Below are 26,254 nucleotides of genomic sequence, written 5' to 3'. Positions count from 1 at the left end.
AAGCGTTTCATGGCCGGCCCCACCCCGGCTGGCGCCATTATGACCAGGGCGTCGGCAAATGGGATCGCTTTCGGCGCTCCGGCGGCTGCGATAACGAACTTATGTAGCCCGCTTGCATCAGCCAGGGGGCGGCGTCGGGTCTTTCCTGACGGATTCGACTGCCTCACGCAAGAGTCGTTCAGCCGCGGCCGCGTGGGCGCGGATGCGGCTTGCCTTGGGGCCTGGCTCCATTTTTTCGGCCTGCGCCAGAATGGGCGCGATATTCCGGCGCAACCGTCGTTCGAGAAACGAATCCAGCACGTCGGGCCCGTAGAGCTCCACCAGATGGCAGAGGCAGTCCTCAAGCCCGGCGCGCAACACCATGACCTCCGCGCCTGGCGGGGAAAGGGCGGGCCCTCCGGCCTGCGCGCCATAGGGCTCCGAAGCGCTCCCGCCCGCCGGGCCGATGCCCGCTGCATCGCCATCACCGGCGACGGGACGGATCGCCGTGGTCCGGCGCGGGGGAGCGGACGACGCATCGCCGCCAGATCTGGAACCGGCGCTCTTCCCGAATGCTTTGCGCCATCTGGCGTTCCTCACACACGCACTCCCGTTCAAAAAAATCCCTGACGTCACATTGACCATAGATTTCCGCTGGCCGAAATCAACGCCGCTTCCCGCAGCAGGATGCCTCCTTGACGGCCTGACGACGCCGCGACGGCGGCAAAAGGGCGGCGCGCCGGCGCATCATGATTGAGAGCGTCGACAAGACACGATAAAGCGATACGCCGGACCAGCCGGGCAGGGCGCTTCAGGGCGACCGGCCAGAAGTCCGCCGACTGGTCTGTGTTCAGGATACTGTTCTTTGTTCAGGATGACGCGCCCCTGGCGGGCCCCCGGGCGAACAGATCGCGAGCGCGCCGCCCGGCGGAGGGTCCTCCTGCAACGCGGATCTCCGGCGGGCGCCGCCGGATCGAACGACCGCCATGCGGAAGCAGCTTTTGGCTTCCTTCCGGAATTCGCGCGTTTCCTGGCAAGGCGCTCCAACGACCAGGCGTCGCCGCCAGCCCCCTGCAAGAGAGCCCGATGCCACAACCAGCTTCCCCCGCCAAGGTTGACCCCACATTCGCGCCGCCAGCGTCATCGCCCGGCGATCGTCGCGTGCTGCGCTTGCTGTCGTGGCTGGAAGCGTCGCACTGGCGGGCCGTCGCCGCGCTGCTGCTGCTGTCGCTGGCGCTGTTCCTGCCCGGTTTTTCCTCGCTCCAGCCCATGGACCGCGACGAGCCGCGCTTCGCCCAGGCGACGAAGCAGATGCTGGAGACGGGCGATTATATCGCCATCCGTTTTCAGGATGAGGCCCGCAACAAGAAGCCGGCCGGCATCTACTGGCTGCAGGTCGGCGCCGTGAAAATCGGCGAGGCGCTTGGTGTTCCGGAGGCGCGGACGACCATTGCCCTGTACCGGGCGCCGTCGCTGCTTGGGGCCGTGGCCGCCGTTCTGCTGACCTATTGGGCGCTGCTGGCCTTTGGCGGCCGCCGCCTCGCCATCACCGGCGCGGCCCTGTTCGCCGCCACCATCCTACTCGGCGTCGAGGCGCGCCTCGCCAAGACCGACGCGGTGCTCACCGCCTGTTGCGTTGTGCTGATGGGCGGCCTGGCGCGGGCATGGATGCCGTCCCGGCGTGATGTATTGCGCGACGGCGACGCGCCGGCGGCGCTGTCGCTGGGCGTGCGCCTGGCGTTCTGGGGCGCCCTGGCCGCATCCATTTTGGTGAAAGGCCCGGTTGGGTTGATGATCGTTGGCCTGCCGGCGATCGCCCTCAGCATCTGGCTGCGTTCGGCGCGCTGGCTGCTGGCGCTGCGCCCGCTGACGGGCGTGCTGCTCGTGCTGGTGCTTACGGCGCCGTGGTTCATCGCCATCGCCATCGAAACGAAGGGCGCTTTCTTTGCCGAAGCTGTTGGCAAGGACATGCTCGGCAAGGTGGGCGGCGGCCAGGAAAAACACTGGGGGCCGCCTGGCGCCTATTTCATCGCCTTCTTCGGCACAGCCTGGCCGCTCGCCCCGTTCGCCGCCATCGCCGCGCAAACCCTGTGGCGGGAGCGTCGCAACGACGCGGTGGCCTTCGCCCTGGCCTGGATCATTCCGGCGTGGCTGATCTTCGAGGCGGTGCCGACCAAGCTGCCGCATTACGTGCTGCCCCTGTATCCGGCCGTGGCGTTGCTCGTCGCCCGCGCCCTGTGCAACGGCTCGCTGGCCCCGTCGCAGCGCTGGGGCGCGCGGCCGGCCATGCTGCTGCTGCCGCTGATCCCGGTGGCTGCGCTATTCCTGCTGCCTGCCGCTGGCTGGGCGCTGGACGGCGCCATTGCCTGGATCGCCGTTCCGGGCCTGCTGGTCGCCGCCGCCATCGCCATCACCGGCTGGCTGGCCTATTGCGCCGGCCACATCTGGCGTTCGGCGCTGCTGGCGATTTTTGCCTCGGTGGTCTTTGTCGCTGCCGTGCTGGGCGTGACGCAACCGCATCTGGCTGGCCTGCGGACCTCGCCGCGCCTTGCCGAAGCCATGCGCGCCGCCGCCGCCTCGGCGGGATGCCCGGAAGTGAAGGCGTTGACCGCCGGCTACCGCGAGCCGAGCCTGGTGTTTCTGACCGGAACCGGCCTGGTGATGGCCGACGGCGCCGCCGCCGCCGACTGGATCCGCCAGGGGCCGTGCCGCGTCGCCTTCGTCACGGCGCAGGAAGAACCGGCCTTCCATCAGCGGCTGGCGGGCGACCCGCGCCAGCCGACCCTCTCCACGCGCATCAGGGGCTTTAACCTCAATGGCGGCAAGCGCCTCGACATCGGCGTCTGGATGTCGGCGCGGTAGAGCGCTTTCCGTTCGGCCAGGATCGGCTGATCAATCGGAATTCGCCCGAATGGAGCCAGCTGGAGCGGTTTCCGATCCAGTTTGATCGAAACCTGCTCCAGTTCACGGTGGCGGCTCCAGTCGCCGGCGCGCGGCATGTAATGGCGCCGGCGCGCGGCAGGTGATGGCGCCGGCGCGCGGCAGGTGACGGCGCCGGCGAGTGGAATGTAAAGGCGCCGGCGGGGCGGCCATGCGCGCCGCATGATTGCGGCGCAGGCCTCCGCTTGCTATGTGCGCGCCCTGCGCATCTGATCCATGTGCGCGCCCTGCGCAGATGATCGCGCCATGCGCGGGCGTGCTTATGGCGCGCAACATGCGTCGGGGCGTTCTGGTAAAAGGTCGGTCGTTCCGGTGGCGCAGGCCCTGGGCCCCGTGAATGACTGGTTGACCACCGCCAGACCCGTAAATGGAAAGCTGTACCCTTGAGCGAACCGACCGACTCTTCTCCCGCGGTGACCGTCATCGTTCCCGTCAGGAACGAGGCCGACAATGTCGCGCCGCTGATCGCGGAAATCGCCACCGCCTGCGCGGCGTTCGCGGCGTTCGAGGTCATTTATGTGGATGACGGCTCCACCGACGCCACCCCGGCGGTGCTGGAAGAGCAGGCCAGGACACGCCCGTGGCTGCGCCGCCTGCGCCATGACATATCCCGGGGGCAGAGCGCCGCCGTGCGCAGCGGCGCGCTTGCGGCGCGCGCGCCGGTTCTCGTCACCATCGATGGCGATGGCCAGAACGACCCCGCTTTCATCCCCTCGCTGGTGCGGGAGCTGACGGAGGGCGGCTCCCGCTTCGGCCTGGCGGCTGGCCAGCGCGTCGGGCGCAAGGACACCGGCTTCAAGAAATTCCAGTCGCGCGTCGCCAACGCCGTGCGCGGCGCCATCCTGCGCGACGGCACCCGCGACACCGGCTGCGGGCTGAAAGCCATCCGCCGGGAGGTTTACCTGCAATTGCCATATTTCGATGCGCTTCATCGCTTCATGCCAGCCCTTGTGCGACGGGACGGCCATGAGGTTGCGCTGGTGGATGTGATCGACCGGCCGCGCATGGCCGGCGTGTCGAAATATGGCTTCTTCGACCGGCTCTGGGTGGGAATACTCGATCTGGCCGGCGTCTGGTGGCTGATCCGCCGCCGCAAGGCCCCGCCGCATGTTCAGGAATTGCGCTGATGTTGATTCGCCTGTCGCACGATGTTGGCGGCTACCTCTACGACGTGTTCATCGCCCGCGCCGATGTGTGGCTGGTGCTGGGACTTGTCGGCCAGTTCCTGTTCGCCATGCGCTTCGTGGTGCAATGGCTGGCGAGTGAGAAGGCCGGCCGCAGCGTGGTGCCGGTGGCCTTCTGGTTCTTCTCCATCGGCGGCGGGCTCATCACCCTGGTTTACGGCCTGTACAAGCGCGAGCCGGTCATCATCCTTGGCCAGGCGTTCAGCGTATTCATTTACCTGCGCAATCTCGCGCTGATCCGCAGCAGCCGGCAGAAGCAGAGCGAGACGGTCTGACCGGCCGCACGCATCGCGGTTCGCTCACGGGTCCTGCGGCGCGGGCGCGGCGTCCGCGTCGTCCGGCGGCGGCGCGCCCTGGCTGGCCACCTTGCCGGGGCTGATGAACAGCACGTGCAGGTCTTCATCCAGCACGGCGTTCTCCCGCCGCATGCGCCACCGCCCGGGCCCGGCGCGCTCCAGCCCGCTGATGCAGGCGGCGACGATGACGTCGTCCGCCCCCGTATCGATGGTGAGCGTCACAACGCCCGCTGAGCCGGCGGAAGCGGGGCCGGTGCTGATGCGCAGACGCTGTTCCCGCTCCAGCAGCCAGTCATTGCCAGGACCGTTTTTCCGGGCCGCGTTGGCAGCGCTGTTGATGGCCTCTCCGGCGCAATGACGCGCGTAGCGCGCCGCGTGGGCCAGCTGGCTCCGCTCCGCCAGCGGCGTGGTTCCAACGGAAACCGAGGCGGCGTGGCGCCAGGTTATGACCGTTTCCTTGCCGGCGGGAAAAACCTGGGGCCAGTGCCAGGCGGTTTTCAGCAACCAGCGCGGGCGGGGCTCCAGCCGCTCGCCCAGCCGGTCCATGTCGATCAGCCCGGCGGCGCGCAGGTCCTGCAAGGCCTGGGGGCTCAACTTGCCCAGCGCCTCCCAGGTCGCCACGCCGGCGGGTTGCGGCGGCGCGCCGGCGTCTTCCAGCAGTTGCGTGCGCTCCAGCCCGGCGCCAAACACGTGGCGTTCGTCCATGAGCGCCACCGGAACGCCATCGACCGTGGCGGCGAAACCCATGAAGTTGATCTGCTCCGGCTGGGGAATGGCCGTATAGCCAAAACCCGGCGCCGCCGCATCCAGATCGGGCGCGGCGAACGACGCCCCCAGCGCGACGTCACGGTTCGCGCGGTTGAAAAACACGTAGCGGCCGCGCACCTCCTGGGGCGTGACGGTGATGTCGAGAGCGCGAAGCTCCAGTTCAGGCGGGCGCGGCAATTGCAGCGTACCGACCATCAGCGCCGTCCGCGCATCCCCGGCCATCGCCTGAACGGCGCCGGAAGACGGGCTGGAGGGCGGGCTGGGCGCCGCCCCGGCGCCGGGCGCCTGCGGGGCCGCTGAAAGGCCACTGGCGGCGAGGACAAGGCCGCTGGCCGCCATCAGCAGCGTGAAGGAAAGACGGCCGTTCATGGCTCCGCTCAACCAGCGGCGCCGGCCAGGCCGGCGACGTCGCGCAACCTGTCGAACCCGCGCGCCAGGTCGGCGGTGAGATCGTTGATGTCCTCAAGCCCCACCTGGAAGCGCAGCGCCGGTCCGCCCGGGCTCCAGGTGGTGGCGGAGCGATAGCCGGCGCAATTGAACGGAATCACAAGGCTCTCGTAGCCGCCCCAGGAGTAGCCAAGGCCGAACAGGGCCAGCGCGTCGAGGAAGGCGTCCACCGCCGCTTCCGGGACCGGATGCAGGACGACGCTGAACAGGCCGCTGGCGCCGAGGAAGTCGCGTTTCCAGATGGCGTGATCCGGGTGACTTTCCAGCGCCGGATGCAGCACGCTTTTCACCTCCGGTCGCGCCTCCAGCCAGCGGGCGAGGGCGAGGCCCTGTCGCTCGGCCTCGCGCAGGCGCAGCTCCATGGTGCGCAGGCCGCGCAGGGCGAGAAAGCAGTCCTCCGGCCCGGCGCACATGGCGAAGGCCTCCGCCGTGCGGCGCAGGCCGGGCAACGCCCGCTCATTGGCCGAAACGAGGCCGAGCAGAAGATCGGAATGGCCGCCCAGATATTTGGTGCCCGCCTCGATGGCGAGATCCACGCCGCGTTCATGCGGCGGGAAGAACAGGGGAGTCGCCCATGTGTTGTCCATCAGCACCAGCGCGCCGGCGGCGTGCGCCGCCGCGGCGATGGCCGGAATGTCCTGCACCTCGAAGCTCTGCGAGCCCGGCGCCTCGGTCAGGACGGCGCTGGTGTTGGGGCGCATCAGACTGGCGATATCACCGCCAACGTAAGGATCATAATAGGTGGTTTCGACGCCCATGCGCGCCAGCACCGTGTCGCAGAAACGCCGGGTGGGACGATAGGCCGAATCCGTCACGAGGATGTGGTCGCCGGCCCTGACGCAGGACATCAGCGCGAGGGTGATGGCGGCGAGGCCGGAGGGAACCAGCGCCGTGCCCGCCGCGCCGGAAAGCTCGGACCAGGCCTTCTCCAGCGCCTCCGTGGTCGGCGTGCCGTGGGTGCCGTAGGTGAAGCGGGCGTCCGCGCGTCGCAGGGCGGCGGCGTCCGGCGCCAGCACCGTGGAGCCGCGATAGATCGGCGTGTTGACAAAACCGAACTGCTCATCCGGGTTGCGGCCGCCCAGCACGAGGCGGGTGCGGCTGGACAGGCGGTTGCGTTCTGCGTCGCTCAGTTTGCGCATGCTCGATAAATTCCCCTCACGACCGGCCACTCAAACGGTTTGCGACCTTTGATCACCGGGCGTCAACCCCACGGGAGCCCGTATCAGCGCAAACCGTTCCAGGATGGCAATTGCCGTTTTGGGGTTGACCTTGAGGGGTCCGCGGCCATGTCATGCAGGCGCAGACAGCGGCGGGCCGGGTTGTTCTGGCGCCGGCCGGGGGCGGTTTGCGCGCGAAGCGGCCTGGCGCGGGACGCCGGTGTCGCGGTGCAGGAGTTGCGAGCCCAGCGCGTGCTGGCGCAAAGGAGGAGAGCAGATGAAACGGGCCCCTGTGTTGATGGCGATGGCCTGCGGCGTCGCCGCCGCCATGGCGAACGGCGCCCCGGCGGCGGCCGGCGTGCTCGACCAGGTCAGGCAGCGCGGGCAGGTGATCTGCGGCGCCAACCCGGGTCTGGCCGGCTTCGGCGTGCCCGATGACAAGGGCAAATGGACCGGCTTCGACGTGGACTACTGCCGGGCGATATCCGCCGCCGTTTTTGGCGACCCCGACAAGGTCAAATATGTGCCGCTGACCGCCAAGGACCGTTTCACCGCGTTGCAGACCGGCGAAATCGACGTGCTGGTGCGCAACACCACCTGGACCATGTCGCGCGACACCGCCCTGGGCGCCAGTTTCACCAACGTCAATTTCTATGACGGCCAGGCGTTTCTGGTGCGGGCGAAGCTCGGCCTCAAATCGGCCCTGGAGCTGAACGGCGCCACCATCTGCGTGCAGCAGGGCACCACCAACGAGCTCAACATGGCCGACTTCTTCCGCTCCCACAAAATGGAGTACAAGCCGGTTTCCTTCGGCAGCGCCGCCGAGACCGTGCGCGCTTACGACGCCGGGCGCTGCGACGCCTTCACCAGCGACAGCTCCGCCCTGCACGCCGAGCGGCTGCGCATGACCAACCCGTCCGAACACGTGGTGCTGCCGGAGCTGATCTCCCGCGAGCCGTTCGGCGCCGCCGTGCGCAAGGGCGACGACCAGTGGTTCGACGTGGTGCGCTGGGTGGGCTATGGCCTTGTCGCGGCGGAAGACGCCGGCGTCACGAAAGCCAATGTCGATGAGAAGCGCAGCAGCGACAATCCGGAGCTGCGCCGCATGCTCGGCGCCGAAGGCAAGCTCGGCCCGGCCATCGGCCTGCCGGACGAATGGCTGGTGAACGTGGTGCGCGCCGTCGGCAACTATGGCGAGATCTATGACCGCCACTTCGGCGAGACCTCGCGCCTGAAGATTCCGCGCGGCCTGAACAACCTCTGGAACAAGGGCGGCCTGATGTACGCGCCGCCGCTCCGCTGATCCGCGCAACCATCATCCAGGGCAGGAGGCGCGAGCGGCGTGAGAGCAGGACAAACAGTGACAACATCCGGGCGGGCGCCGCGCGCCGCATGGTGGGGCAATCCGGCGGTGCGCGCCTTCATCTGGCAGGCGCTGCTGGTGATCGCGGTGATCAGCCTGTTCGTCTGGGCCGGTCGCAACGTCGCCGCCAATCTGCGCGCCTCCAACATCACCTGGGGGTTCGGTTTTCTCACGGAGGCGGCCAATTTCGACATCACCGGCTCGCTGATCCCGTTCCGGGCCGGCGACACCTACGCGCGGGCGCTGCTGGCCGGCTTTGGCAACACCCTGGCGGCGGCGCTGGTCGCCATCCTCATCGCCACGGCGCTGGGCTTCGTCGTTGGCGTGGCGCGCCTGTCCCGCAACGTCCTGGTCGCCCGTTTCGCCGCGGCCTATGTGGAGGCGCTGCGCAATACGCCGCTGCTGCTGCAACTGCTGGTCTGGTACAACGTCGTTCTGAAGTCGCTGCCCGGCCCGCGCCAGTCCATTGCCCTGCCGGGCGGCCTGCTGCTCAACAATCGCGGGCTCTACGGCCCGTGGCCGGTTGCGGCGCCTGGCTGGAGCGCCCTGGGGCTTGGCCTGCTGGCGGCGCTGGCCGTCAGCATCGGCCTCGCCGTCTGGAGCGCCAGGCGGCGGCGCGCCGGCAGGGCGCCCCTGGCGCTATGGCTGCTCACGCCGCTGGTCTTTATCGGCCTGCCGCTGGCGGCGGTATGGCTGACGGCGGGGACCGTCGCCGGCGCCTTGCCGGTGACCTGGCCGGAACTCCGGGGCTTCAACGTCGGCGGCGGCGTCACCCTGCTGCCGGAATTCGTCGCGCTGGTGCTTGGCCTCTCCCTCTACACCTCGGCCTTCATCGCCGAGATCGTCCGCTCCGGCGTCCAGGCCGTGCCGAAGGGCCAGCGCGAGGCGGGGCGGGCGCTCGGCCTCCGGGAAGGCCAGATCCTGCGCCTGATCGTCATTCCCCAGGCGCTGCGGCTGATCATTCCGCCGCTTGCCGGCCAGTATCTCAACCTCACCAAAAATTCCTCCCTGGCGGTCGCCATCGGCTACCCGGACCTGGTGTCGATCGGCGCCGGACCCGTGTTGCAGAACACCGGCCAGGCCCTGGAAGTGATCTCGCTGATCATGCTCATTTACCTGGCCCTGTCGTTGCTGACGGCGCTGCTGATGAACTGGTGGAACGCGCGCATGGCGCTGGCGGAGCGCTGACATGACGATGACGCCAACCTCACCCGCCTGCGCCTCAACGCCCCGGAGCGCGCCAGCCCAAACAACGCCAGCCCGCCCGCCACAGCCCACGGCCGGCCTCCTGCGCGGTCTGCGCGGCCTCGTGTCGACGCCGGTCAACGCCCTGCTCACCGTGCTGGCGCTCGCCATCGCCTGGTTCCTGCTGCGGCCGGCCATCGAATTCCTGTTCATTAACGCGGTCTGGAGCGGTCATGACCGGGCCGCCTGCCTGGCGGGCGAGGCCAGCGGCGAAACCGGCGCCTGCTGGCCGTTCATCACCCGCCGCATCGGTTACTTCGTCTATGGCCAGTACCCGGAGGCGCAGCGTTGGCGACCCAATCTGGCGATGGCCCTGTGCGCGCTGAACATCGCGGCGGCGTTGTGGCCGCGCGCCCCTTACCGCGGCGCGGCGCTGTTCGCCTTCGTGGTTCCATTTCCCATCATCTCGTGGATCCTGCTTTACGGCCCCGGCTTCTCGGGCCTCGTCACCGTGCCGACCAATCTGTGGGGCGGCGTGCTGGTGACGCTTGTGATCTCCATCGTCGGCATCGTGGCGTCGCTGCCGCTCGGCGTGCTGCTCGCCCTGGGCCGGCGCTCGCGGATGCCGTTCGTGCGCGCCGCCTCCATCGTTTTCATCGAGGTGATGCGCGGCGTGCCGCTGCTGGCCGTGCTGTTCATGGCCAACCGCATGCTGCCGCTGTTCCTGCCGCCCGGCGTTCTGCCCGATCCGCTGGTGCGGGTGATGGTGGGCGTCAGCCTGTTCGCCGCGGCCGGCATGGCCGAGGTGATCCGCGGCGGCCTGCAGGCGCTGCCGAAGGGCCAGTACGAAGCCGCCGCCGCGCTTGGCCTTGGTTACTGGCAGATGATGTTCACGGTGATCCTGCCGCAGGCGCTGACCCTGGTCATCCCTGGCATCGTCAACACCTTCATCAGCCTGTTCAAGGACACCACCCTGGTGACCATTGTCGGCATCTTCGATCTGCTGACGACCATTGACGTCAGTTCCCGCGATCCAGCCTGGGCGACGCCGGTGACCGTATCAACGGGCTACGCCTTCGCCGCGATGTTCTACTTTATCTGCTGCTACGCCATGTCCCGCTATTCGGCGGCGATGGAACGGCGTCTGGCGGCCGCAGGGAGCCGGTCATGACGGCGAACGATTCTACGACCACCGGTCAGGCCGCGCCTGGCGAAAGCGACGCCGTGGTGATGCGCGGCGTCAGCAAATGGTACGGCGACTTTCAGGTGCTGACCGATATCGACCTCAACGTCCGGCGCGGCGAGCGCGTGGTGATCTGCGGCCCATCCGGCTCCGGCAAATCCACGCTGATCCGCTGCATCAACCGGCTGGAAGAGCACCAGCAGGGCGACATCATCGTCGATGGCGTCGCGCTGACCGACGACCTGCGCAGCGTCGACCGCGTGCGTCGCGAGGTCGGCATGGTGTTCCAGCAGTTCAATCTGTTTCCGCACCTCACCGTGCTGGAAAACTGCGTGCTGGCGCCCATGCGGGTGCGCGGCGCCAGCCGCCGCGCGGCGGAAGAGCAGGCGCTGGCGCTGCTGGCCCGCGTGCGCATTCCCGAGCAGGCGGGCAAATATCCCGGCCAGCTTTCCGGCGGTCAGCAACAACGCGTCGCCATCGCCCGGGCGCTCTGCATGAACCCGCGCATCATGCTGTTCGACGAGCCGACCTCCGCCCTCGACCCGGAGATGGTGAAGGAGGTGCTGGACGTGATGGTGGAGCTGGCCGGCGACGGCATGACCATGCTGTGCGTCACCCACGAAATGGGTTTCGCCCGCCGCATCGCCGACCGGGTGATCTTCATGGACGGCGGCCAGATCGTCGAGCAGGCTGACCCGGAAGCGTTCTTCACCGCGCCGAAGCACGCCCGCACCCAGGCCTTCCTGAGCCAGGTGCTGGGCGAACGATAGGGGCGGCTCAGGCCGGGCCGGTGGCGACCGGCGCGCCGGGCGTGGCGCCCCATTCGCTCCACGAACCGTCATAGACCGGTGGCAACGGCGCCCCCAGCTCCTGCAGGGCCAGCGCCACGATGACGGCGGACACGCCCGAGCCGCAGGTGGCCGTCACCGGCTTGCGGATGTCGACGCCCGCGGCGTCGAACACCGCCTGCAACTCCGCCGGCGATTTCAGCATGCCGTTGGCGACAAGGCTGGACGACGGCGTGTTGCGGGCGCCCGGCATGTGGCCCGCGACGAGGCCGGGACGCGGCTCCGGCGCCGAGCCGGCAAAACGTTCCGCCGGACGCGCGTCGACAATCTGGCGGTCGCCGCTGGCGAGCGTCGCCGCCACCTCGCGATAACCGACGACGGCGCCCGCCTGCGGGCTGACCCTGAACGCCGCCGGGCGCGGATGCGCCGGGCCTGTCTCCAGCGGCCGGCCTTCGGCCTTCCACTTCGGCAAGCCGCCCTGCAGGATGAACGCCTGGCGCGCGCCCATCACCTTCAGCATCCACCACACGCGGGGCGCGGAGAACAGGCCGGCGCCGTCATAAACCACGATCGGCCGGTCCGCGCTGAGCCCCAGCGCGCCGGCGCCGGTCGCGAAGGCCTCCGGCGACGGCATCATGTGCGGCAGCGGCGACGCCTTGTCCCGGATGTCCTCGATGTCAAACCGCACGGCGCCAGGAATATGCCCGGCCAGAAACTCGGCCTCCGGGTCACGGGCCATGGCGGGCAGATACCACGAGCCGTCGACAATGGCCGGCGCGGCTTCCGCCTTGCCTGCAGCCGCCCCGGGGGCGTCTGCAAGACCAAGCCGCCCGGCCAGCCAGTCCGTGGTGACGAAGGGGGATGTGGTCATGGGCGAAACTCCGGTCATGCGCTCTCAGGTCGGCAATCTGGCCTTTTCTGGATGGGCGCGCCAGTCAAATGCGACAGCCAGGCTTGTCCCTGGCGCGGAGCGCGCCGCCGGCCCGCGCCGGACGCGCCCGCCAGCGGCAAACCTTCCTCATACGCCTGCGCCAGATCATGACGCGGCGGTTCGCGACGAACCTCGCCCGGCCGCCCGTCAAACAAGTATCCGGCAGGCGGCGCCCCGTTCCTGGATGCCAAGGCGCGGCGCGAACCGGCCCGCCAGAGGTTCGGGAATCACGCTTGCCTGCGGTCGCAACGGAAATTTGCCCGGGCCGGGGGCGCGCGCCCGGTCGAGCAGATAGCGGGTGAGGGCGTCCTCCCGCGCTGGCGCCATGCACAGCTCGCCCGCGAGGCTGGCGGGATCTGTCCATATGGCGCGCAGCCGCCGCTGGATATCGGCGCGCCGCAGGTCGTCCATGAGGATGAAACGTCGCCCTGGATCTGGAAAAGGCGCATAGGACTCGCCGGTTCCCGAGAAATCGGCGTAAACTTCAATGATATGGCCAACATCAAGAATGATGAGGAACGGCGGCGATTCGGGCAGGGCGCGGGCGTAGTGTTCCGCCTGCATGCGCGCGGCGCTCATCGCCCGCCGCCATGCGGAAAGGCTTCGGCCCATGGGAATGGACGGCGGCCAGTCCGCCCTGCGGCGGGCCATCGCCGACTGTTTCGACTCAAGCACGAAGCAGCCGCGCTTGTAGAGATCGATGCGACCACCGCACGACCTGCCGTTCAGAAAACCGAAGCTGACAGATTTCTCGAAGATATAATGATTGTCGCAGTCGTGTTCACCGGCGAATTGCGGCAACGGCAACCCCAGGGCTTCGCAAAGCCTGCATATAAATAATTGTGCATTTGATAGTTCTGACGCACCAGATTGTTTTGATTCTTCGATAAGAACATCGATGGAATCCATATCCATGGCGCCCCTCCATAAATTTTGTTTTTATTTTCATTAAACTTGAAAAATATTCAAATTTTATTGAACTTCATCCTGCGAATATCATTAACAATACGTAAAACAACGAAAGGCAGATCACGTCCGCAACCCCTGCCAGAAGAAACGGCCGATGCGGAGAAGCGTCGGTCCGGGCTCCAACGCGGCCCGCGCCATGTGGCGGGCGCGGACAGCTGCCCGCCCATGCAGAGGATGCGTATAAGCTGGCGTGATGAACTGTATGCAGAATGTGATCGGGGAGACGCGCCAGCTCCAGGGCCGCCCCCGCAGCCGGCGTTTCGATGCAACGCCGGCCTTCCGGGGGTCGCTGGCATACGCGACGGAATCATCTGATGACGCGGGCCTGCGGGGCTCATGGCGCCGGGCTGAGGTGGGGAGGCCTGCGGCTGGGCCGGCTCCAGCCGCAGGCGCGCCCCGGAACGCTGGTCAGACCACCTCGAACCGGACGCCGCACATACGGAAGCCGGCGCCGTCTCGCGCATGGCCGCGCGCCGCCGCCCGCGCCATCACGCCAGCGGCGTCCGTCGTGGCGACGACAATGCCGCGCAGGGTTTCGCGCGCGCCGGCGGGCGCTGGCGCGAAGCGGATATTGATCATGTCGACCTCGATCAGGCCGCCGTCTCCCTCTTCACGGTAGGGTTTTTCGATAATCCGGGACCAGTGCTGGCCAAGCTCGTGCGGCGTGGGGCTTTCGACGATGATTTCCCGGATGCCCTGGGTCACGTCGGTGCAGATGGCCTGTTGCCAGCCATCGCCGCCGGCGGGGTAGTAGGGGCCCTCCGGGTTGGCCTCGCCGGGCGTGTGATCGAATTCGATCATCGCCGCGCGGCACTGGCGCGGGTGCAATTGCACGCCGACAAATCCGTCGTGGTCAAGGGAATGGGCGGTAGGAACGCCCATGGCGTTGGCATGCGTCCCGCGGCGCAGGGGATCGCTGCAATTGAAGATGGCCATATAGCCGCCAACGCCGCCGCTACGCGCGATGAAGCGTCCGGCGGCCGTGTTTTCCTCGAACGGCGCCACGACCTCCACGAAAGCCAGGCCGAACGGAAACAGGGCGTTGTGCAGGCCATATTTGGCGACGTGCGGGTCCTGATAAGCCAGCCTTACGCCGAAGATATGCTGGAAATCGGCGATGGCGCGATCAAGATCATCCGTGGCCAGCGCAATCTGGCGCAGGCGGAAATAGTCCTCCATGGGAATCCTCCAGGACAGGCCCCGGCTGTCCCGGAGCTTCTGAATTCTGTTGTGAACGCGGGCAAGTATGCACCAGCCAGTGTGCGGGCGACCACCCTGATGGCCGGTGAAACGCGGATTATGGAAATTTTGATTGCAAAATGTTCCGCAACCCGGCCTAGAGGAATCAGGAAAGCCGATCAGTCCCGAAAGCGTCATGTCGCCACAAGCCGAAGTTCGCCTGGACGCGCGCCAGCGCAAAACCCGACACGCGCTCTACGAAGCGCTCGACGCCCTGCTTGGCGAGCGCCGCTACGCAGACATCACCGTCACCGATCTGGTGCAGCGGGCCGGCGTTGGACGGCAGACGTTCTACCGTCATTTCGACAGCATCGACGCCATGCTCGAGCACCGGCTGAGCGACGACCTCGCCGGGCAACTGGAATTCGCTCGCGCCCACGCCGGCGCGACCACACACATCCGGTGGGTTGAGGATGTGACAGCCTTTGCCTTCGCCCGCGCCAGCCAGCAACGTCGGCTGTACCGGCTGATTCTGAGCGGGCAGGCGGGTAGTGGGGCCATGACGCTTTTCGCCGCCCAGATCGGTGAGATGATGAACATCGCCAGCGCGCAGCCCGGCCTTCTGCCCGAGGACCCCGAGGAAGCCCGCTTCGCGCAGAGCTATTACGCCGGCGCCGTCGGCGCGCTGATGCTCGAATGGCTGATCGCCGATAATGGGCTGACGCCAGAGCAGATGGGCGCGATGTTCGCCCGCCTGTCGACGCCGCTGGCCTGACCCGGCCGTAAATCAGTTGGAAAAACAAAACCGCCGCCGCCGGCAGTTGCCCGCGGTCCAGGGCGCCGTCCGCAGGTCAGGGCGGGCCGCCAGATTCTGCTCCAGGGGCGCCTGCGTCGACGCCGGGGGCAGGCGTTCGCGTGACTTTCACAGCCGAAAGCCTGGAGCGGATCACGAAGCGATGCAGAAAAGGAGATGGCTCCCCGGGCCGGATTCGAACCAGCGACCAACCGGTTAACAGCCGGTTGCTCTACCACTGAGCTACCGGGGAAAGCCTGTTGCGAAACAAAAAACGCCCTCGCGGGCGCCTCGCAACTCAATCAAGTCCCACCCTGTGAAAGGGTGGCTCCCCGGGCCGGATTCGAACCAGCGACCAACCGGTTAACAGCCGGTTGCTCTACCGCTGAGCTACCGGGGATCACTTGATGGCCGGGATGTAGCCCAAGCATCCGGGCTGCGCAAGTCCCGCCGCGCCGAAAAGGCCGGCGCAACCGCGTCGCTGTGGAAGTGTGGACAAGTGAAGCCCTGGGCCGCCCGTGAAAACCCGGCTTGTGAAAACCGCATGAAAGAGTGTTGCCCTTTCACCGCCCCCTGGGCTATTAGCGCCGTCAAGGCCTCGTGGCGGAGTGGTTACGCAGAGGACTGCAAATCCTTGCACGGGGGTTCGATTCCCTCCGAGGCCTCCATATACTTATGTCGCCCGTCCGGCGGTTCCGGGATCCCGCGGCGGGACACCCACGTGAGACCCCGCCTGAGGGAGTCATGCAGGACTACGCCGCCGCACGCCGCACCATGGTAGATTGCCAGGTGCGCACGTTTGACGTCACCGACCTTTCCGTCATCGCTGCTTTCGACGTAACGCCGCGCGAAATCTACGCGCCGGCCGGACGCGAGGCCATGGCCTATGCGGACGTCGCCATCCCGCTCGACGGCGCCCCCGGACGCGTTATGCTCCCGCCGCTGGTGCTGGCGCGCATGCTCCAGTCCTTTGGCCCGCTCGACGGGCTGAAGGTGCTCGAGATAGGGGCGGGAACCGGCTACGGCTCGGCGCTGCTGGCCCGCCTCGGCGCAAAGGTCACGGCCCTCGAATCCGACGACGGCCTTGCCGCCGCCGCGAAGATCAATCTTGAGCGTGACGGCGTCGCCGGCGTTCAGGTGGTCACCGGCGCGCTGGCCAATGGTTACGCCGCCAACGCCCCTTACGACGCCATCCTGCTGAACGGTGGCTATGAGGTGCTGCCGGACGCGCTGCTGCAGCAACTGGCCGATGGCGGCGCCCTGGTGGCCATTGAGGTCAGCGGCGCGGCCAGCCGGATCGTCATCCAGCGGCGCGCCTCGGGCGTGAACAGCCGTGCGGTGATCGTCAACGCCTGGGCGCCGGTGCTGGATGGCTTCGCCAGAAAGCCCGAGTTCACGTTCTGACGCAAGCTTCCAAATTCAGACCGAAAGGCCGGCGCACGCCGGCCTTTTTTGTTGGCGGCGTGACGCCGGCTGCGTATTCACCAACCCTCCTGACCTGATCCCGGAGCGTTAATGTAATTTCGCCGGTTACTGTGGCCTTTCTGCACGCGCGAGGGTCGCAATTCCTTTCAACGTGCGGAAATTGCAGGCGGATTGGCTGTAGTTCCTTGAAAAACCTAGGGCGCGGCGGGGTCCTCGCCAGGTCGTCGCCAGACGCGACGTCCCGCGCCCTCGCCGCGGCGGCGAATTGCGATGCCGTTTTCCGAATCACGGGCGCAAATCGCCATATGAATTTATGATAAACGGCAAGGGCTGCCACTGGACAGGAGGGGGGCGTTTCGGCGACTGTCCGGTCCAGAGCCCGCATGGATTCGACCATGCCTGACGCCGGGGCACGCCGCGGCGGCGCATCAACAGGTTTTCGGCTGATGCCGGAGCGGTCGGTCCCTGACGAAGCGCTGCCTTCCGGAGCGTCGCTCGAGGACTCGCCGGCATAGGATGGAGTGCTTTTCGCGCTCCGGTGAGGTAAGCAAGTGACGAAGAAGCGTGGTTTCCAGCGTTCCATCCTGTTCAGCACGGTGGCAGGCCTTGCGGTGACGTTCGCGGCGGCGGCGGCGGCGGAAACCATGAACGGCGCTCTTGCAAAAGCCTACATGGGCAATCCCACGCTCAACTCCCAGCGCGCCGCGCTGCGGGCGACCGACGAAGGCGTCGCCATCGCCAAATCCGGCATGCGTCCGCGCGTCAACGCCAGCGGCAGCGTCGGCTATACCGCGCGCAGCGCCCAGGGCATGGGCGCCAGCAGCGGCAACGCCGATCTTTTCCCTGGCGCCGTTGGCGTCGGCATCACCCAGCCGTTGTATGACGGCTTGCGCACGCTGAACTCTACCCGCGCCGCCGAGTCCCAGGTGTTTGGCGAGCGTGAAGGCCTGCGCAATCAGGAGCAGAACACGCTGCTGTCCGGCGCGACCGCCTATATGAACGTGCTGCGCGACACCGCGACCGTCAATCTGCAACGCAACAACCTGGAAGTCTTGCAGGAGCAGCTGCGCCAGACCCGTGACCGCTTCAATGTCGGCGAGGTGACCCGCACGGACGTCGCCCAGGCCGAGGCGGCGCTGGCTGGCGGGCACTCGCAGCTTTCCGCGGCCGAAGCCAACCTGAAAGCGAGCATCGCCCAGTATCGCCAGGTCATCGGCGAGCAGCCTACGAAACTCGCGCCAGGCCGCTCGCTTGAATCGCTGCTGCCGAAAAGCCAGACCGCTGCCGTGAACCTCGCCCTGCGCGAGCATCCGGCCATCGCCTCGGCCCTGCATAGCGCCGACGCCGCCGAATTGCAGATCAAGGTGGCGGAGGGCGCGCTGTTGCCGCAGGTCGGCCTGTCCGCCAACGTTTCGCGATCATTCGACAACAATGTGCGCGGCGACGCGCTCTCCTCAGCCAGCATCGTCGCCCAGCTCACCGTGCCGCTGTATGACGGCGGCCAGTATTACGCCCAGACCCGTCAGGCGAAGGAAAAGGCCAGCCAGGCCAATATCAGCGTCGACATTTTCCGCGACCAGGTGCGGGCCGCAGTGGTGTCGAGCTGGAGCATGCTTGAGGCGGCGCGATCGCAGATCGAGGCGTCGACCGCCCAGGTCAAGGCCAACGAAATTGCGCTCGCTGGCGTGCGTGAAGAGGCCAAGGTCGGCCAGCGCACCACCTACGATGTTCTGCGCGCCCAGCAGGACCTGCTCCAGTCCCGCGTGTTGCTGGTCACGGCGCAGCGCGATCGCGTCGTCGCCTCGTACAACGTGATGGCCGCGATTGGCCGCCTGACCGCCCGGGACCTCAACCTGCGCGTCGCCGGCTATGATCCCAAGGTTCACTACGATCAGGTCAAGGACAAGTGGATTGGTCTTGGCACGCCTGGCGGTCGCTAAACGGAAAGCGCGCCGAAGCTTCCCCATCATCCAGACAGGCGCGTGAGGCGCCAAAGCCTCGCCGACACGCCTGACCTTTCACGCGCCGTGTCGCCGAGGCGGCGGATGCGCCAGGAGGAGGGCCGACGCTTCGCGCAAACGCGCGAGGCCCTGAGCTGTCGGCGTGCCCTGGCTGCAACGCTTTTTTTCCGGTGGCCGACCATGGGGCGTTTCGGTGTGGAAGGGCCATGCACCCGCCCGGTCGCCCCCTACCGTCGCCGGGGACAATCCTTTATGTTTTCCGGGAGATGGCGTTTCCGCCCCCGGGCCATGGCGCGGCGTCGGTGACGGACGGCGCCCAGGGGCGCGGCCTCCGGCGTCTGCGACCGATGCATCAGCCGCTCGCGCCTGCAACGCCATCGACCCTGCGCCCACGGCGCGCGCATCACATCTGGCCAGGAGATTGCTGGCCATCAATCTGTGGAGGGGGGCCCATGGGATCGGGCGGGACTGAAGCCCATGCTGACGGTCTGACGACAAGACGCGTGGACCCGGACATGGAACAGATCCTTGCCTCCATTCGCAAGATCATTTCCGATGACCAGAAGGCGCTGGGTCTTGACCTGGATGACGCTGCTCCGTTGCGCGCGCCGCCGCGCCGCGTCAGGCCTGGCCATTCCGCCCAAGGCCATCCATCCCAGCTTCATCCTGTTGAGGAGCCCGCGACGTCATCGTCGCCAGCGCGCGCCGCGACCCGTCCTGTCGCCGGGACGGCGCCCGAACCCGGCGACGGGCCGGACGACGACATGGACCTCAGCCTGCATCGCATGACCGCAAGGGCCCGCGCGCCCGAAGTCGACACCGGTCTGCCGCCGCGTCCCAGGCCGCCCGTTCGCCTTTCCGCCGCCCCGCCGGTTGACTACCGCCCGCCCGAGGCGCGGGCCGAGCCGGGGCCCGCCGACCCGTCGCCGCTCGTCGACCAGCGCCTGGCCGGCATCATCCGCCGCGCTGTCGCCGGACAGGTCGCGGAGGTCATCGGGGCGCATGCGGGCGGACCATGGACGGCCACGCCGGCCGGCGCGACACAAGCCCCCTGGGATGGGGCCGGCCTTGACGCCAGCCATCCAGACCTGGCGGAGCCCGAGCCGGTTCCGACCTGGCCCGTTCCGCGGGGAGACGCGCGCGCCTCCGGCGCGCGTCTGGCGCCGGTTCCCGTTGATTCATCCGCCATGCCGCACGGTCGGGAATCCATTGGCGTCCTCGTCACGCCCGCAACGGCGGCGCGTATTTCCGGCGCCTTCGATGCCCTGACCCAGCGCGTGGCGGCCGAACGCGCCCGCACCATGGAAGAGACGGTGACCGACATGCTGCGGCCGATGCTGGCGAACTGGCTGGAAACGCATCTGCCGGAGATCGTCGAGCGGCTGGTGGCCGAGCAGGTGGCGCGCTTGAGCCGCGGCGAGCCTGACTGACCCCTCCAGGCATTTCCGGGCGTCCCCATGGGCCCAGCGACATGGCGTCAGGCAATGACGGCGGACCAACCCGGGAAAAGCACTGTTCCCATGGACCGGAACGGCGCCGGGGGGCAGGCGTTCCGGCGGGTTGCTCCGGTTCTGGCGCGGCCGCCTTCGTCAATGGAACGCGTCCGGTCAAAAAGATGAAGCGTTTCCGAAGCCTTGCGTTTATGGAAAACGCATCAGGTATCCGTAAAGCGTCATATCCGGCCCCGGCCGGATGGCGCGAGCATTGATGGTAAAGTCGCGACATGGACAAGACATTTGAGCCGGCCGCCGTCGAGGCGCGCATCGCCAGCCTGTGGGAGCAGGCGGAAGCTTTTCGCGCAGGACGGCCGGAGCGGGCGGACGCGGAGCCCTATTGCATCGTCATTCCGCCGCCGAATGTCACCGGCTCGCTGCACATGGGCCACGCTCTCAACAACACCCTGCAGGACATTCTCTGCCGCTTCGAGCGCATGCGCGGCAAGGACGTGCTGTGGCAGCCCGGCATGGACCACGCCGGCATCGCCACCCAGATGGTGGTTGAGCGCCAGCTGGCGGAACGTGGCGAACCTGGTCGCCGTGACCTTGGTCGTGAAGCGTTTTTGGGCAAGATCTGGGAATGGAAGGCCCAGTCAGGCTCCACCATCATCAACCAGCTCAAGCGCCTCGGCGCCTCCTGCGACTGGTCGCGCGAACGCTTCACCATGGACGAGGGCCTGTCCCGCGCCGTGGTGAAGGTGTTTGTCGAACTGCATCGCCAGGGCTTCATCTATCGCGACAAGCGCCTGGTGAACTGGGATCCGAAATTCCAGACCGCGATCTCCGATCTTGAGGTGATGCAGGTCGAAACCAAAGGCAATCTCTGGCGCTTCCGCTATCCGCTCGCCGCCGAGCCGGAGCGTTTCATCACCGTCGCCACCACCCGCCCGGAAACCATGCTCGGCGACGTCGCCGTCGCCGTGAACCCCGATGACGAGCGTTACGCCGACCTGATCGGCCGCATGGTTCAGTTGCCGCTGGTCGGCCGTCTGATCCCGATCGTCGCCGACAGCTATTCGGACCCGGAAAAGGGCACCGGCGCCGTCAAGATCACCCCGGCCCACGACTTCAACGACTTCGAAGTTGGCCGTCGCCACGATCTGCGCCTCATCAACGTGTTCGATTCCGAAGGCCGTCTGGACCTGAAGCACAACGCCGCCTTCCTTGAGGAAGCAGAGGGCGACGACCTCGACGCCGTGCTGGCGCTCCATGGCCAGGACCGTTTCGAGGCGCGCAAGGCCATCGTCGCCATGATGGATGAGCGCGGCCTGCTGGAAGGCATTGATCAGCACGTCCACATGGTCCCACATGGCGACCGGTCCGGCGTGGTCATCGAGCCGTTCCTGACTGACCAGTGGTATGTGAACGTCAAGCCGCTGGCCGAACGCGCCCTGGACGCTGTCCGCGAGGGTGAAACCCGCTTCATTCCAGGAAATTGGGAGAAGACCTTCTTCCAGTGGCTTGAGAATATTGAACCCTGGTGCATTTCCCGCCAGCTATGGTGGGGCCACCAGATTCCGGCCTGGTACACGCCGGACGGTGAAGTCTACGTCGGCGAAAGCTTCGAGGACGTGCTGCCGGCGGCGCTGGCTTCGGCGGTGGAGCGCGGCGTGCTTGAGCCGGCCCAGGCAGAGGCCTGGGCGGCGGACCCGGCCGCCGCCGCCGGCTTCCTGGTGCGTGACGAGGACGTGCTCGACACCTGGTTCTCGTCTGGCCTGTGGCCGTTCTCGACGCTCGGCTGGCCCGATGAAACGGCAGAGCTGAAACGCTTCTATCCGACGACCACCCTGGTCACCGGTTTCGACATCATCTTCTTCTGGGTCGCCCGGATGATGATGCTGGGCCTGTTCGTCACCGACGACGTGCCATTCCGTCATGTCTATCTGCACGCGCTCGTCCGGGACGAGAAGGGTGCGAAGATGTCGAAGTCCAAGGGCAATGTCATCGATCCGCTCGATCTGATGGACCGTTTTGGCGCGGACGCCCTGCGCTTCACCCTGGCGGCCATGGCCGCCCAGGGGCGCGACATCAAGCTCTCCACCCAGCGGGTGGAAGGCTACCGCAACTTCGCCAGCAAGCTGTGGAACGCCGCCCGCTTCGCCGAGATGAACGGCTGCGTCCGGGAGGCGGCGTTCCGGCCGGACAGCGCGCGCGAGCCGCTCAATCTCTGGGTGCTGGGCGAAACTGGCAAGGCCATCAATGAGGTGACGCTGGCGCTGGAGGCGTTCCGCTTCAACGACGCCGCCAACGCCGCCTACCGTTTTGTCTGGAACGTGTTCTGCGACTGGTATCTGGAGCTTGCCAAGCCGGTGCTGCAGGGCGCCGACGGCCCGGCGAAGCAGGAGGTGCGGGCGGTCGTCAGCTACGTCCTCGACCAGATCTGCAAGATCCTGCACCCGTTCATGCCGTTCCTGACCGAGGAACTGTGGGGCGTGACGGCGGACGCGGCGGGTGGCCGGGACGGCGTTCTGGCGCTGGCCCCGTGGCCGGTGGACCCGGCGGTGGACGCAGCAGCGGCGGAATCGGAACTTGGCTGGGTGGTTGAACTGATCTCCGGCATCCGTTCGGCCCGCTCGGAAACCAACGTTCCGGCGGGCGCGCAGATCCCGCTGGTACTGGTCGGCGCGTCGGACATCACCCGCAACGCTGTTGGCGTCTGGGGCGACACCATCCGCCGCCTGGCCCGCGTTTCGGAGATCAGCTTCGCGGACGCCGTATCCGGCCGCGCCATCCAGCTGCTGGTGCGGGGCGAAGCCGCTGCGTTGCCGCTGGAAGGCGTTATCGACTTCGACGCCGAACGCGCGCGCCTGACGAAGGAAATCGACAAGCTTGCCGGCGAGATCCGCAAGATCGAGGCCAAACTCTCCAACGCCGATTTTCTGGCGCGCGCGCCGGAAGAGGTGGTGGAGGAGCAGAAAGAGCGCCTCGCCGAAGCGGCCGGACGTCGGGTCAGCCTCTCGGAGGCGCTGGCGCGGCTTGCCTGAGGGCGCCGGCTATCTGAGGATCAGGCCCCCGGTGAACCCGGGGGCTTTTTTGTGCGCATCTGCGCCCAGCGCGGCGCCGCGCCATTCCCCACCGTCGTTCGGAATGTGCTCTTTATACAACTTGGATCTGGAACCTGCTTGTGCCCGCACTTCAGCAAACCGGCGCCCCCAAGCCGCCATAAATGAATTGGAAGAATACGCCAGCTGCAAGAACATGATTGTGCTTGGCTTTTTACAGGCAGATTCCGGCAGGGCCCAGCAGATGCGCGTTATGTCGGCGAATTGGCAAGCTGCATACGCTGTGTATTGTGATCCTGCCGCGTCAACCGCACAGGAGATGGCGGCGAAGGCAAAGGTGGAGGCGTGCTCCCGCGTGATGGCAAGGCGATTCCGTCGGGGTACAGGGCCGGACCTGACATGAAGAACGGGAGCGTTGCATCTGCGCGGCGCGCCCTGGCAGGCCGCAGGACAGGGCCTGTTTAATTTCGTGCGACGCGCACGCGTCGGGGTGTGGGAAATGGGCGTTTCTGACTACCGTCACATCATTTGTCTTGGAACGGCCCTCCTGCTCGGCAGCCAGGCGCTTGCCGCTGATCTCCAGCCTCCTGGCGCTTCCGCGCCGTTAGCCATCGCCAATCTCGGGGCCGCGCGCGAACACAACGGCCAGGACAGCGACGCCGACGCGGCGCCGGGCGCAGGGCCGTTTGGCTCTCCCCTGGCGTCATCGTTCGCCGCGGCCGCATCTGGCGCTTCTCCGGGCGCGCCGGTGGTCAGGTTCCGTTCGGAGCGGGACGCATTTCGCACCGGCATTCGCGACTATTATTCCGGTGACAAGGCAAGCGCGGTGCAGGCGCTGGAATATGCCGCGACGCGCGGGCATTCGCCGGCGCAATGGAAGCTGGGCCGCATGTACGCCGAAGGCGACGGCGTGCCTCACGATGATCTGAAAGCCTTCGAGTATTTCTCAAAAGTCGTGGAGGGCAGTGAGGACAACCCGCGCCGCGCCGTCACGCGCTTTATCTCCAATGCCTATGTCGCCCTTGGCGGCTATTATCTGGACGGCATTGCCGGCACTTACGTGCAGAAGGACGAGCGCCGGGCCCGCGAGATGTTTCATCACGCCGCCAGCTATTACGGCGACCCCGACGCCCAGTACAATCTCGCCCGCCTGTGTCTCGCCGGTCAGGGCGGCGCCCGCGACGCCCAGCTCGCCGCGCGCTGGCTGCATCTGGCGGCGGAAAAAAATCATGCGCCCTCGCAGGCCCTGCTCGGCCACCTGTTGCTGACCGGCCAGGGCAATGTCGCACGGCAGACCTCGCGCGGCCTGATGTGGCTGACAATCGCCCGCAACAGCGCCGATCCGCAGAAGGACGCCTGGATCATCGAGATGTATGACCAGGCCATTGCCCTTGCGCCCGAGCGTGACCGCAACGCCGCGCAGGCCACGGCGCAGGCGTATATGGCGCAACGCAGCGGCAGGAACTGACCGCCCGAGCCGGGCAACTTTCGGGTCCGGGGAGAGACGAACTGCCGGCGCATTCGCCAGAACCGGCATCAGCCCGGTCCGGGCCGCCGGAATACTGCCCCCCCAGACACACCAGATCACCCGACGCGACGGCGCCTCGCCGACGCACGCCTGGTCAGGCTCCCATGCGAATCCGGCAACCTCCAGCCGTGGCGACGGCGCCTTATGGGCTCCGGGGCGCGATATCGAGATCGACCGACAGCGGCGCGTGGTCCGATGGCTTCTGCCAGGCGCGGGTTTCCTTGTGGATGACCACGGAGCGAAGCCGGTCAGCGGCGCGGGCCGTCAGCAGGGCGTGATCGATCCGGATGCCGAAATCCCGCTGGAAGGCGCCCGCCTGATAATCCCAGAACGTATAGAGGCCAGGGCTGTCATCGCAGGCCCGCAGGGCGTCGGTCAGACCCAGATTCTGAAATCCCTGATAGCGGGCGCGGCTTTCTGGCTGAAACAGCGCGTCACCGACCCACGCGGCCGGGTCCCTCGCATCGCGAGGCTCCGGGATGACGTTATAATCACCGGCGAAAACAGCGATCTCCTCGGCGGCGACAGAGTCCGCCATATGGCGGCGCAGCCGGTCCATCCACGCCAGCTTGTAGGAAAATTTCTCTGTTCCCAGCGGATTGCCATTGGGCAGATAGATCGAGCCAACCCGCATGGCGCCGCCGTCCACCGATATGACCGCTTCGATATATCGCGACTGCGTATCGGCCTCATCGCCTGGCAGCCCCCGCCGCACGTCTTCCAGCGGATAACGCGAGAGCAGGGCGACCCCATTGAAGGTTTTCTGGCCATGGACAGCGACATTGTAGCCGAGCGCCTCAATGCGCGCCGCCGGAAACGCCTCGTCCATGCATTTGATTTCCTGGAGGCAAAGCACGTCAGGCGCCGCTGTTTGCAGAAACTGCTCCAGGTGCTCCAGGCGCTGGCGGACAGAATTCACGTTCCAGGTGGTGATGCGCATCGTCTTCTCCCCACACGGGGAACGGCGGCGGCCTGATTCCCGAGGTCACACCTTAAAGCAGCGGGCATGAAAAGGGACGGGGCGGAAATCCCGGGCTGGGGATAGTGTCCTTGCGCCAGCAATGAAGGTTTAAGCCTATAAAATAATAATAGTAAATAAAATCAATAATTCGCCGCATTTCCATACCTATATCTTCCGCAAATAATTAGGAATAATTTCTTTAAAGGAAGATGAAATGAATAATTTTGTCCGACATATCCCCGGATATGGCGGCGTCATGCGCGCCATGTCCGGGTTCCCTTTTGGCATGACCTCCATCGTTGCCGGCTTTACGCTGGCGGCGGTCATGACGCCTGCATCCACCGGAGCCGTCGCGCCGTTGCCGTTCCCGGTCATGCCCAGCGGTCACCTGGAACCCCTGGCGATCACCCGCGAGGCAACCGCGCCGGGAAGCATTAGCGCCGGTTCACTCAACCTTCCGGCCAATGTCGCCAGGAGTATCGTCCGGGCCAGCGCCGGCACGGGCGTGGACCTGAAACTGCTGATCGCCGTCGCCAACCGCGAGTCGGCGTTCAGGCCAGAAGCGAAAGCGTCCACGTCGAGCGCCACGGGCCTGTACCAGTTTATCGACAGCACGTGGCTGACGTGCGGATTCCACGGATGATGGGCATCGATTCCACGCGATCGTGGGCATGGATTCCACGGCATCGTGGGCATCGATTCCACGCCTCGGGCAGCCT

21 protein-coding genes and 3 tRNA genes are annotated in these 26,254 nt (G+C 67.0%); 15 read left to right on the top strand and 9 right to left on the bottom strand.

The annotated features are described in order from the left end of the window. Nucleotides 1-117: 117 nt before the first annotated feature. Nucleotides 118-363, bottom strand: a complete 246-nt coding sequence (locus tag EV666_RS03065) for a hypothetical protein (RefSeq protein WP_132002940.1) — start codon at nucleotides 361-363, stop codon at nucleotides 118-120. A gap of 702 nt (nucleotides 364-1,065) precedes the next feature. On the opposite strand from EV666_RS03065, the gene EV666_RS03060 reads away from it, so the two are divergent. The 3 genes from EV666_RS03060 (at nucleotide 1,066) to EV666_RS03050 (ending at nucleotide 4,378) form a co-directional block, all read left to right on the top strand. Next, nucleotides 1,066-2,841, top strand: a complete 1,776-nt coding sequence (locus tag EV666_RS03060; RefSeq protein ID WP_132002937.1) for an ArnT family glycosyltransferase — start codon at nucleotides 1,066-1,068, stop codon at nucleotides 2,839-2,841. Between the two features lie 461 nt (nucleotides 2,842-3,302). Then, nucleotides 3,303-4,046, top strand: coding sequence for a glycosyltransferase family 2 protein (locus EV666_RS03055; protein WP_132002934.1), 744 nt, complete (start codon nucleotides 3,303-3,305; stop codon nucleotides 4,044-4,046). Then, nucleotides 4,046-4,378, top strand: coding sequence for a lipid-A-disaccharide synthase N-terminal domain-containing protein (locus EV666_RS03050; protein WP_132002931.1), 333 nt, complete (start codon nucleotides 4,046-4,048; stop codon nucleotides 4,376-4,378). Before EV666_RS03055 ends, EV666_RS03050 begins: the two co-directional genes overlap by 1 nt. A 24-nt stretch (nucleotides 4,379-4,402) precedes the next feature. Here the strand turns inward: EV666_RS03050 and EV666_RS03045 are convergent, their stop codons facing one another. Next, nucleotides 4,403-5,536 (bottom strand): DUF4424 family protein, encoded by a 1,134-nt coding sequence (locus EV666_RS03045; protein ID WP_132002928.1) that lies wholly within the window; start codon nucleotides 5,534-5,536, stop codon nucleotides 4,403-4,405. Between the two features lie 8 nt (nucleotides 5,537-5,544). Further along, a complete protein-coding gene (gene metC / locus EV666_RS03040; RefSeq protein ID WP_132002925.1) occupies nucleotides 5,545-6,753 on the bottom strand; it encodes a cystathionine beta-lyase in 1,209 nt (402 codons plus the stop codon). Between the two features lie 295 nt (nucleotides 6,754-7,048). Between metC and EV666_RS03035 the strand changes: the two genes are divergently transcribed. The 4 genes from EV666_RS03035 to EV666_RS03020 are packed head-to-tail and all read left to right on the top strand — an operon-like array spanning nucleotide 7,049 to nucleotide 11,272. Next, nucleotides 7,049-8,074 (top strand): amino acid ABC transporter substrate-binding protein, encoded by a 1,026-nt coding sequence (locus EV666_RS03035; protein ID WP_132002922.1) that lies wholly within the window; start codon nucleotides 7,049-7,051, stop codon nucleotides 8,072-8,074. Between the two features lie 57 nt (nucleotides 8,075-8,131). Then, a complete protein-coding gene (locus EV666_RS03030) occupies nucleotides 8,132-9,322 on the top strand; it encodes an amino acid ABC transporter permease (RefSeq protein ID WP_132002919.1) in 1,191 nt (396 codons plus the stop codon). Nucleotide 9,323: 1 nt separating this feature from the next. Continuing rightward, nucleotides 9,324-10,490 (top strand): amino acid ABC transporter permease, encoded by a 1,167-nt coding sequence (locus tag EV666_RS03025; RefSeq protein WP_245514188.1) that lies wholly within the window; start codon nucleotides 9,324-9,326, stop codon nucleotides 10,488-10,490. Further along, entirely contained in the window at nucleotides 10,487-11,272 is a 786-nt protein-coding gene (locus EV666_RS03020) for an amino acid ABC transporter ATP-binding protein (protein WP_132002916.1), read from the top strand. The genes EV666_RS03025 and EV666_RS03020 overlap by 4 nt, the downstream gene beginning before the upstream one ends. Before the next feature lie 7 nt (nucleotides 11,273-11,279). On the opposite strand, the gene sseA is transcribed toward EV666_RS03020, so the two are convergent. From sseA to EV666_RS03005, 3 genes are all read right to left on the bottom strand, one after another. Continuing rightward, a complete protein-coding gene (gene sseA, locus EV666_RS03015) occupies nucleotides 11,280-12,161 on the bottom strand; it encodes a 3-mercaptopyruvate sulfurtransferase (RefSeq protein ID WP_132002913.1) in 882 nt (293 codons plus the stop codon). 207 nt (nucleotides 12,162-12,368) lie between these two features. Further along, nucleotides 12,369-13,130 carry a type IIL restriction-modification enzyme MmeI gene (locus EV666_RS03010; RefSeq protein WP_342635644.1) on the bottom strand — a complete coding sequence of 254 codons (762 nt, stop codon included), beginning with the start codon at nucleotides 13,128-13,130 and terminating at the stop codon, nucleotides 12,369-12,371. Between the two features lie 468 nt (nucleotides 13,131-13,598). Continuing rightward, nucleotides 13,599-14,369 (bottom strand): VOC family protein, encoded by a 771-nt coding sequence (locus tag EV666_RS03005; protein ID WP_165909877.1) that lies wholly within the window; start codon nucleotides 14,367-14,369, stop codon nucleotides 13,599-13,601. Nucleotides 14,370-14,565: 196 nt separating this feature from the next. Here EV666_RS03005 and EV666_RS03000 point away from each other — a divergent pair, with 196 nt between their 5' ends. Then, nucleotides 14,566-15,144 carry a TetR/AcrR family transcriptional regulator gene (locus EV666_RS03000; RefSeq protein WP_132002904.1) on the top strand — a complete coding sequence of 193 codons (579 nt, stop codon included), beginning with the start codon at nucleotides 14,566-14,568 and terminating at the stop codon, nucleotides 15,142-15,144. Between the two features lie 196 nt (nucleotides 15,145-15,340). On the opposite strand, the gene EV666_RS02995 is transcribed toward EV666_RS03000, so the two are convergent. Next, nucleotides 15,341-15,415: transfer RNA gene (locus tag EV666_RS02995), tRNA-Asn, on the bottom strand. Between the two features lie 72 nt (nucleotides 15,416-15,487). Then, a tRNA-Asn gene (locus EV666_RS02990) sits at nucleotides 15,488-15,562 on the bottom strand. 194 nt (nucleotides 15,563-15,756) lie between these two features. Between EV666_RS02990 and EV666_RS02985 the strand changes: the two genes are divergently transcribed. The 6 genes from EV666_RS02985 to EV666_RS02960 all read left to right on the top strand — a co-directional run bounded on the left by EV666_RS02985 (nucleotide 15,757) and on the right by EV666_RS02960 (nucleotide 24,514). Further along, nucleotides 15,757-15,830, top strand: a tRNA-Cys gene (locus tag EV666_RS02985). A 76-nt stretch (nucleotides 15,831-15,906) separates the two neighbouring features. Continuing rightward, nucleotides 15,907-16,566 (top strand): protein-L-isoaspartate O-methyltransferase family protein, encoded by a 660-nt coding sequence (locus EV666_RS02980; RefSeq protein ID WP_165909876.1) that lies wholly within the window; start codon nucleotides 15,907-15,909, stop codon nucleotides 16,564-16,566. A gap of 572 nt (nucleotides 16,567-17,138) precedes the next feature. Then, nucleotides 17,139-18,527 carry a TolC family outer membrane protein gene (locus tag EV666_RS02975; RefSeq protein ID WP_245514187.1) on the top strand — a complete coding sequence of 463 codons (1,389 nt, stop codon included), beginning with the start codon at nucleotides 17,139-17,141 and terminating at the stop codon, nucleotides 18,525-18,527. Nucleotides 18,528-19,063: 536 nt separating this feature from the next. Further along, nucleotides 19,064-19,978, top strand: coding sequence for a DUF2497 domain-containing protein (locus tag EV666_RS02970; protein ID WP_132002898.1), 915 nt, complete (start codon nucleotides 19,064-19,066; stop codon nucleotides 19,976-19,978). A gap of 293 nt (nucleotides 19,979-20,271) precedes the next feature. Then, nucleotides 20,272-23,028, top strand: coding sequence for a valine--tRNA ligase (locus tag EV666_RS02965; protein WP_132002895.1), 2,757 nt, complete (start codon nucleotides 20,272-20,274; stop codon nucleotides 23,026-23,028). Nucleotides 23,029-23,545: 517 nt separating this feature from the next. Further along, nucleotides 23,546-24,514, top strand: coding sequence for a tetratricopeptide repeat protein (locus tag EV666_RS02960; protein WP_132002892.1), 969 nt, complete (start codon nucleotides 23,546-23,548; stop codon nucleotides 24,512-24,514). A 202-nt stretch (nucleotides 24,515-24,716) separates the two neighbouring features. On the opposite strand, the gene xth is transcribed toward EV666_RS02960, so the two are convergent. Further along, complete coding sequence (gene xth / locus EV666_RS02955; RefSeq protein ID WP_132002889.1) at nucleotides 24,717-25,514, bottom strand: exodeoxyribonuclease III; 798 nt, start codon at nucleotides 25,512-25,514, stop codon at nucleotides 24,717-24,719. 235 nt (nucleotides 25,515-25,749) lie between these two features. Between xth and EV666_RS18410 the strand changes: the two genes are divergently transcribed. Continuing rightward, on the top strand, nucleotides 25,750-26,178 hold the full coding sequence (locus EV666_RS18410) for a transglycosylase SLT domain-containing protein (RefSeq protein WP_207906322.1): 429 nt from the start codon (nucleotides 25,750-25,752) through the stop codon (nucleotides 26,176-26,178). Nucleotides 26,179-26,254 lie beyond the last annotated feature (76 nt).

Source organism: Camelimonas lactis (assembly GCF_004342915.1).
Lineage (GTDB): Bacteria > Pseudomonadota > Alphaproteobacteria > Rhizobiales > Beijerinckiaceae > Camelimonas > Camelimonas lactis.
Note: the sequence above shows the minus strand (reverse complement) of the source record. Positions and strands in the feature narration are given on the sequence as shown.

Bases quoted from the DNA above. Each gene is read 5' to 3' on its own strand.
- EV666_RS02980 (WP_165909876.1), top strand. From the start codon at position 15,907: ATGCAGGACTACGCCGCCGCACGCCGCACCATGGTAGATTGCCAGGTG.
- xth (WP_132002889.1), bottom strand. From the start codon at position 25,514: ATGCGCATCACCACCTGGAACGTGAATTCTGTCCGCCAGCGCCTGGAG.
- EV666_RS03020 (WP_132002916.1), top strand. From the start codon at position 10,487: ATGACGGCGAACGATTCTACGACCACCGGTCAGGCCGCGCCTGGCGAA.
- EV666_RS03060 (WP_132002937.1), top strand. From the start codon at position 1,066: ATGCCACAACCAGCTTCCCCCGCCAAGGTTGACCCCACATTCGCGCCG.
- EV666_RS02970 (WP_132002898.1), top strand. From the start codon at position 19,064: ATGGAACAGATCCTTGCCTCCATTCGCAAGATCATTTCCGATGACCAG.
- EV666_RS03065 (WP_132002940.1), bottom strand. From the start codon at position 363: ATGGTGTTGCGCGCCGGGCTTGAGGACTGCCTCTGCCATCTGGTGGAG.
- sseA (WP_132002913.1), bottom strand. From the start codon at position 12,161: ATGACCACATCCCCCTTCGTCACCACGGACTGGCTGGCCGGGCGGCTT.
- EV666_RS02965 (WP_132002895.1), top strand. From the start codon at position 20,272: ATGGACAAGACATTTGAGCCGGCCGCCGTCGAGGCGCGCATCGCCAGC.
- EV666_RS03025 (WP_245514188.1), top strand. From the start codon at position 9,324: ATGACGATGACGCCAACCTCACCCGCCTGCGCCTCAACGCCCCGGAGC.
- EV666_RS03010 (WP_342635644.1), bottom strand. From the start codon at position 13,130: ATGGATTCCATCGATGTTCTTATCGAAGAATCAAAACAATCTGGTGCG.
- EV666_RS03000 (WP_132002904.1), top strand. From the start codon at position 14,566: ATGTCGCCACAAGCCGAAGTTCGCCTGGACGCGCGCCAGCGCAAAACC.
- EV666_RS03035 (WP_132002922.1), top strand. From the start codon at position 7,049: ATGAAACGGGCCCCTGTGTTGATGGCGATGGCCTGCGGCGTCGCCGCC.
- EV666_RS03050 (WP_132002931.1), top strand. From the start codon at position 4,046: ATGTTGATTCGCCTGTCGCACGATGTTGGCGGCTACCTCTACGACGTG.
- EV666_RS03005 (WP_165909877.1), bottom strand. From the start codon at position 14,369: ATGGAGGACTATTTCCGCCTGCGCCAGATTGCGCTGGCCACGGATGAT.
- EV666_RS18410 (WP_207906322.1), top strand. From the start codon at position 25,750: ATGAATAATTTTGTCCGACATATCCCCGGATATGGCGGCGTCATGCGC.
- metC (WP_132002925.1), bottom strand. From the start codon at position 6,753: ATGCGCAAACTGAGCGACGCAGAACGCAACCGCCTGTCCAGCCGCACC.
- EV666_RS02960 (WP_132002892.1), top strand. From the start codon at position 23,546: ATGGGCGTTTCTGACTACCGTCACATCATTTGTCTTGGAACGGCCCTC.
- EV666_RS03045 (WP_132002928.1), bottom strand. From the start codon at position 5,536: ATGAACGGCCGTCTTTCCTTCACGCTGCTGATGGCGGCCAGCGGCCTT.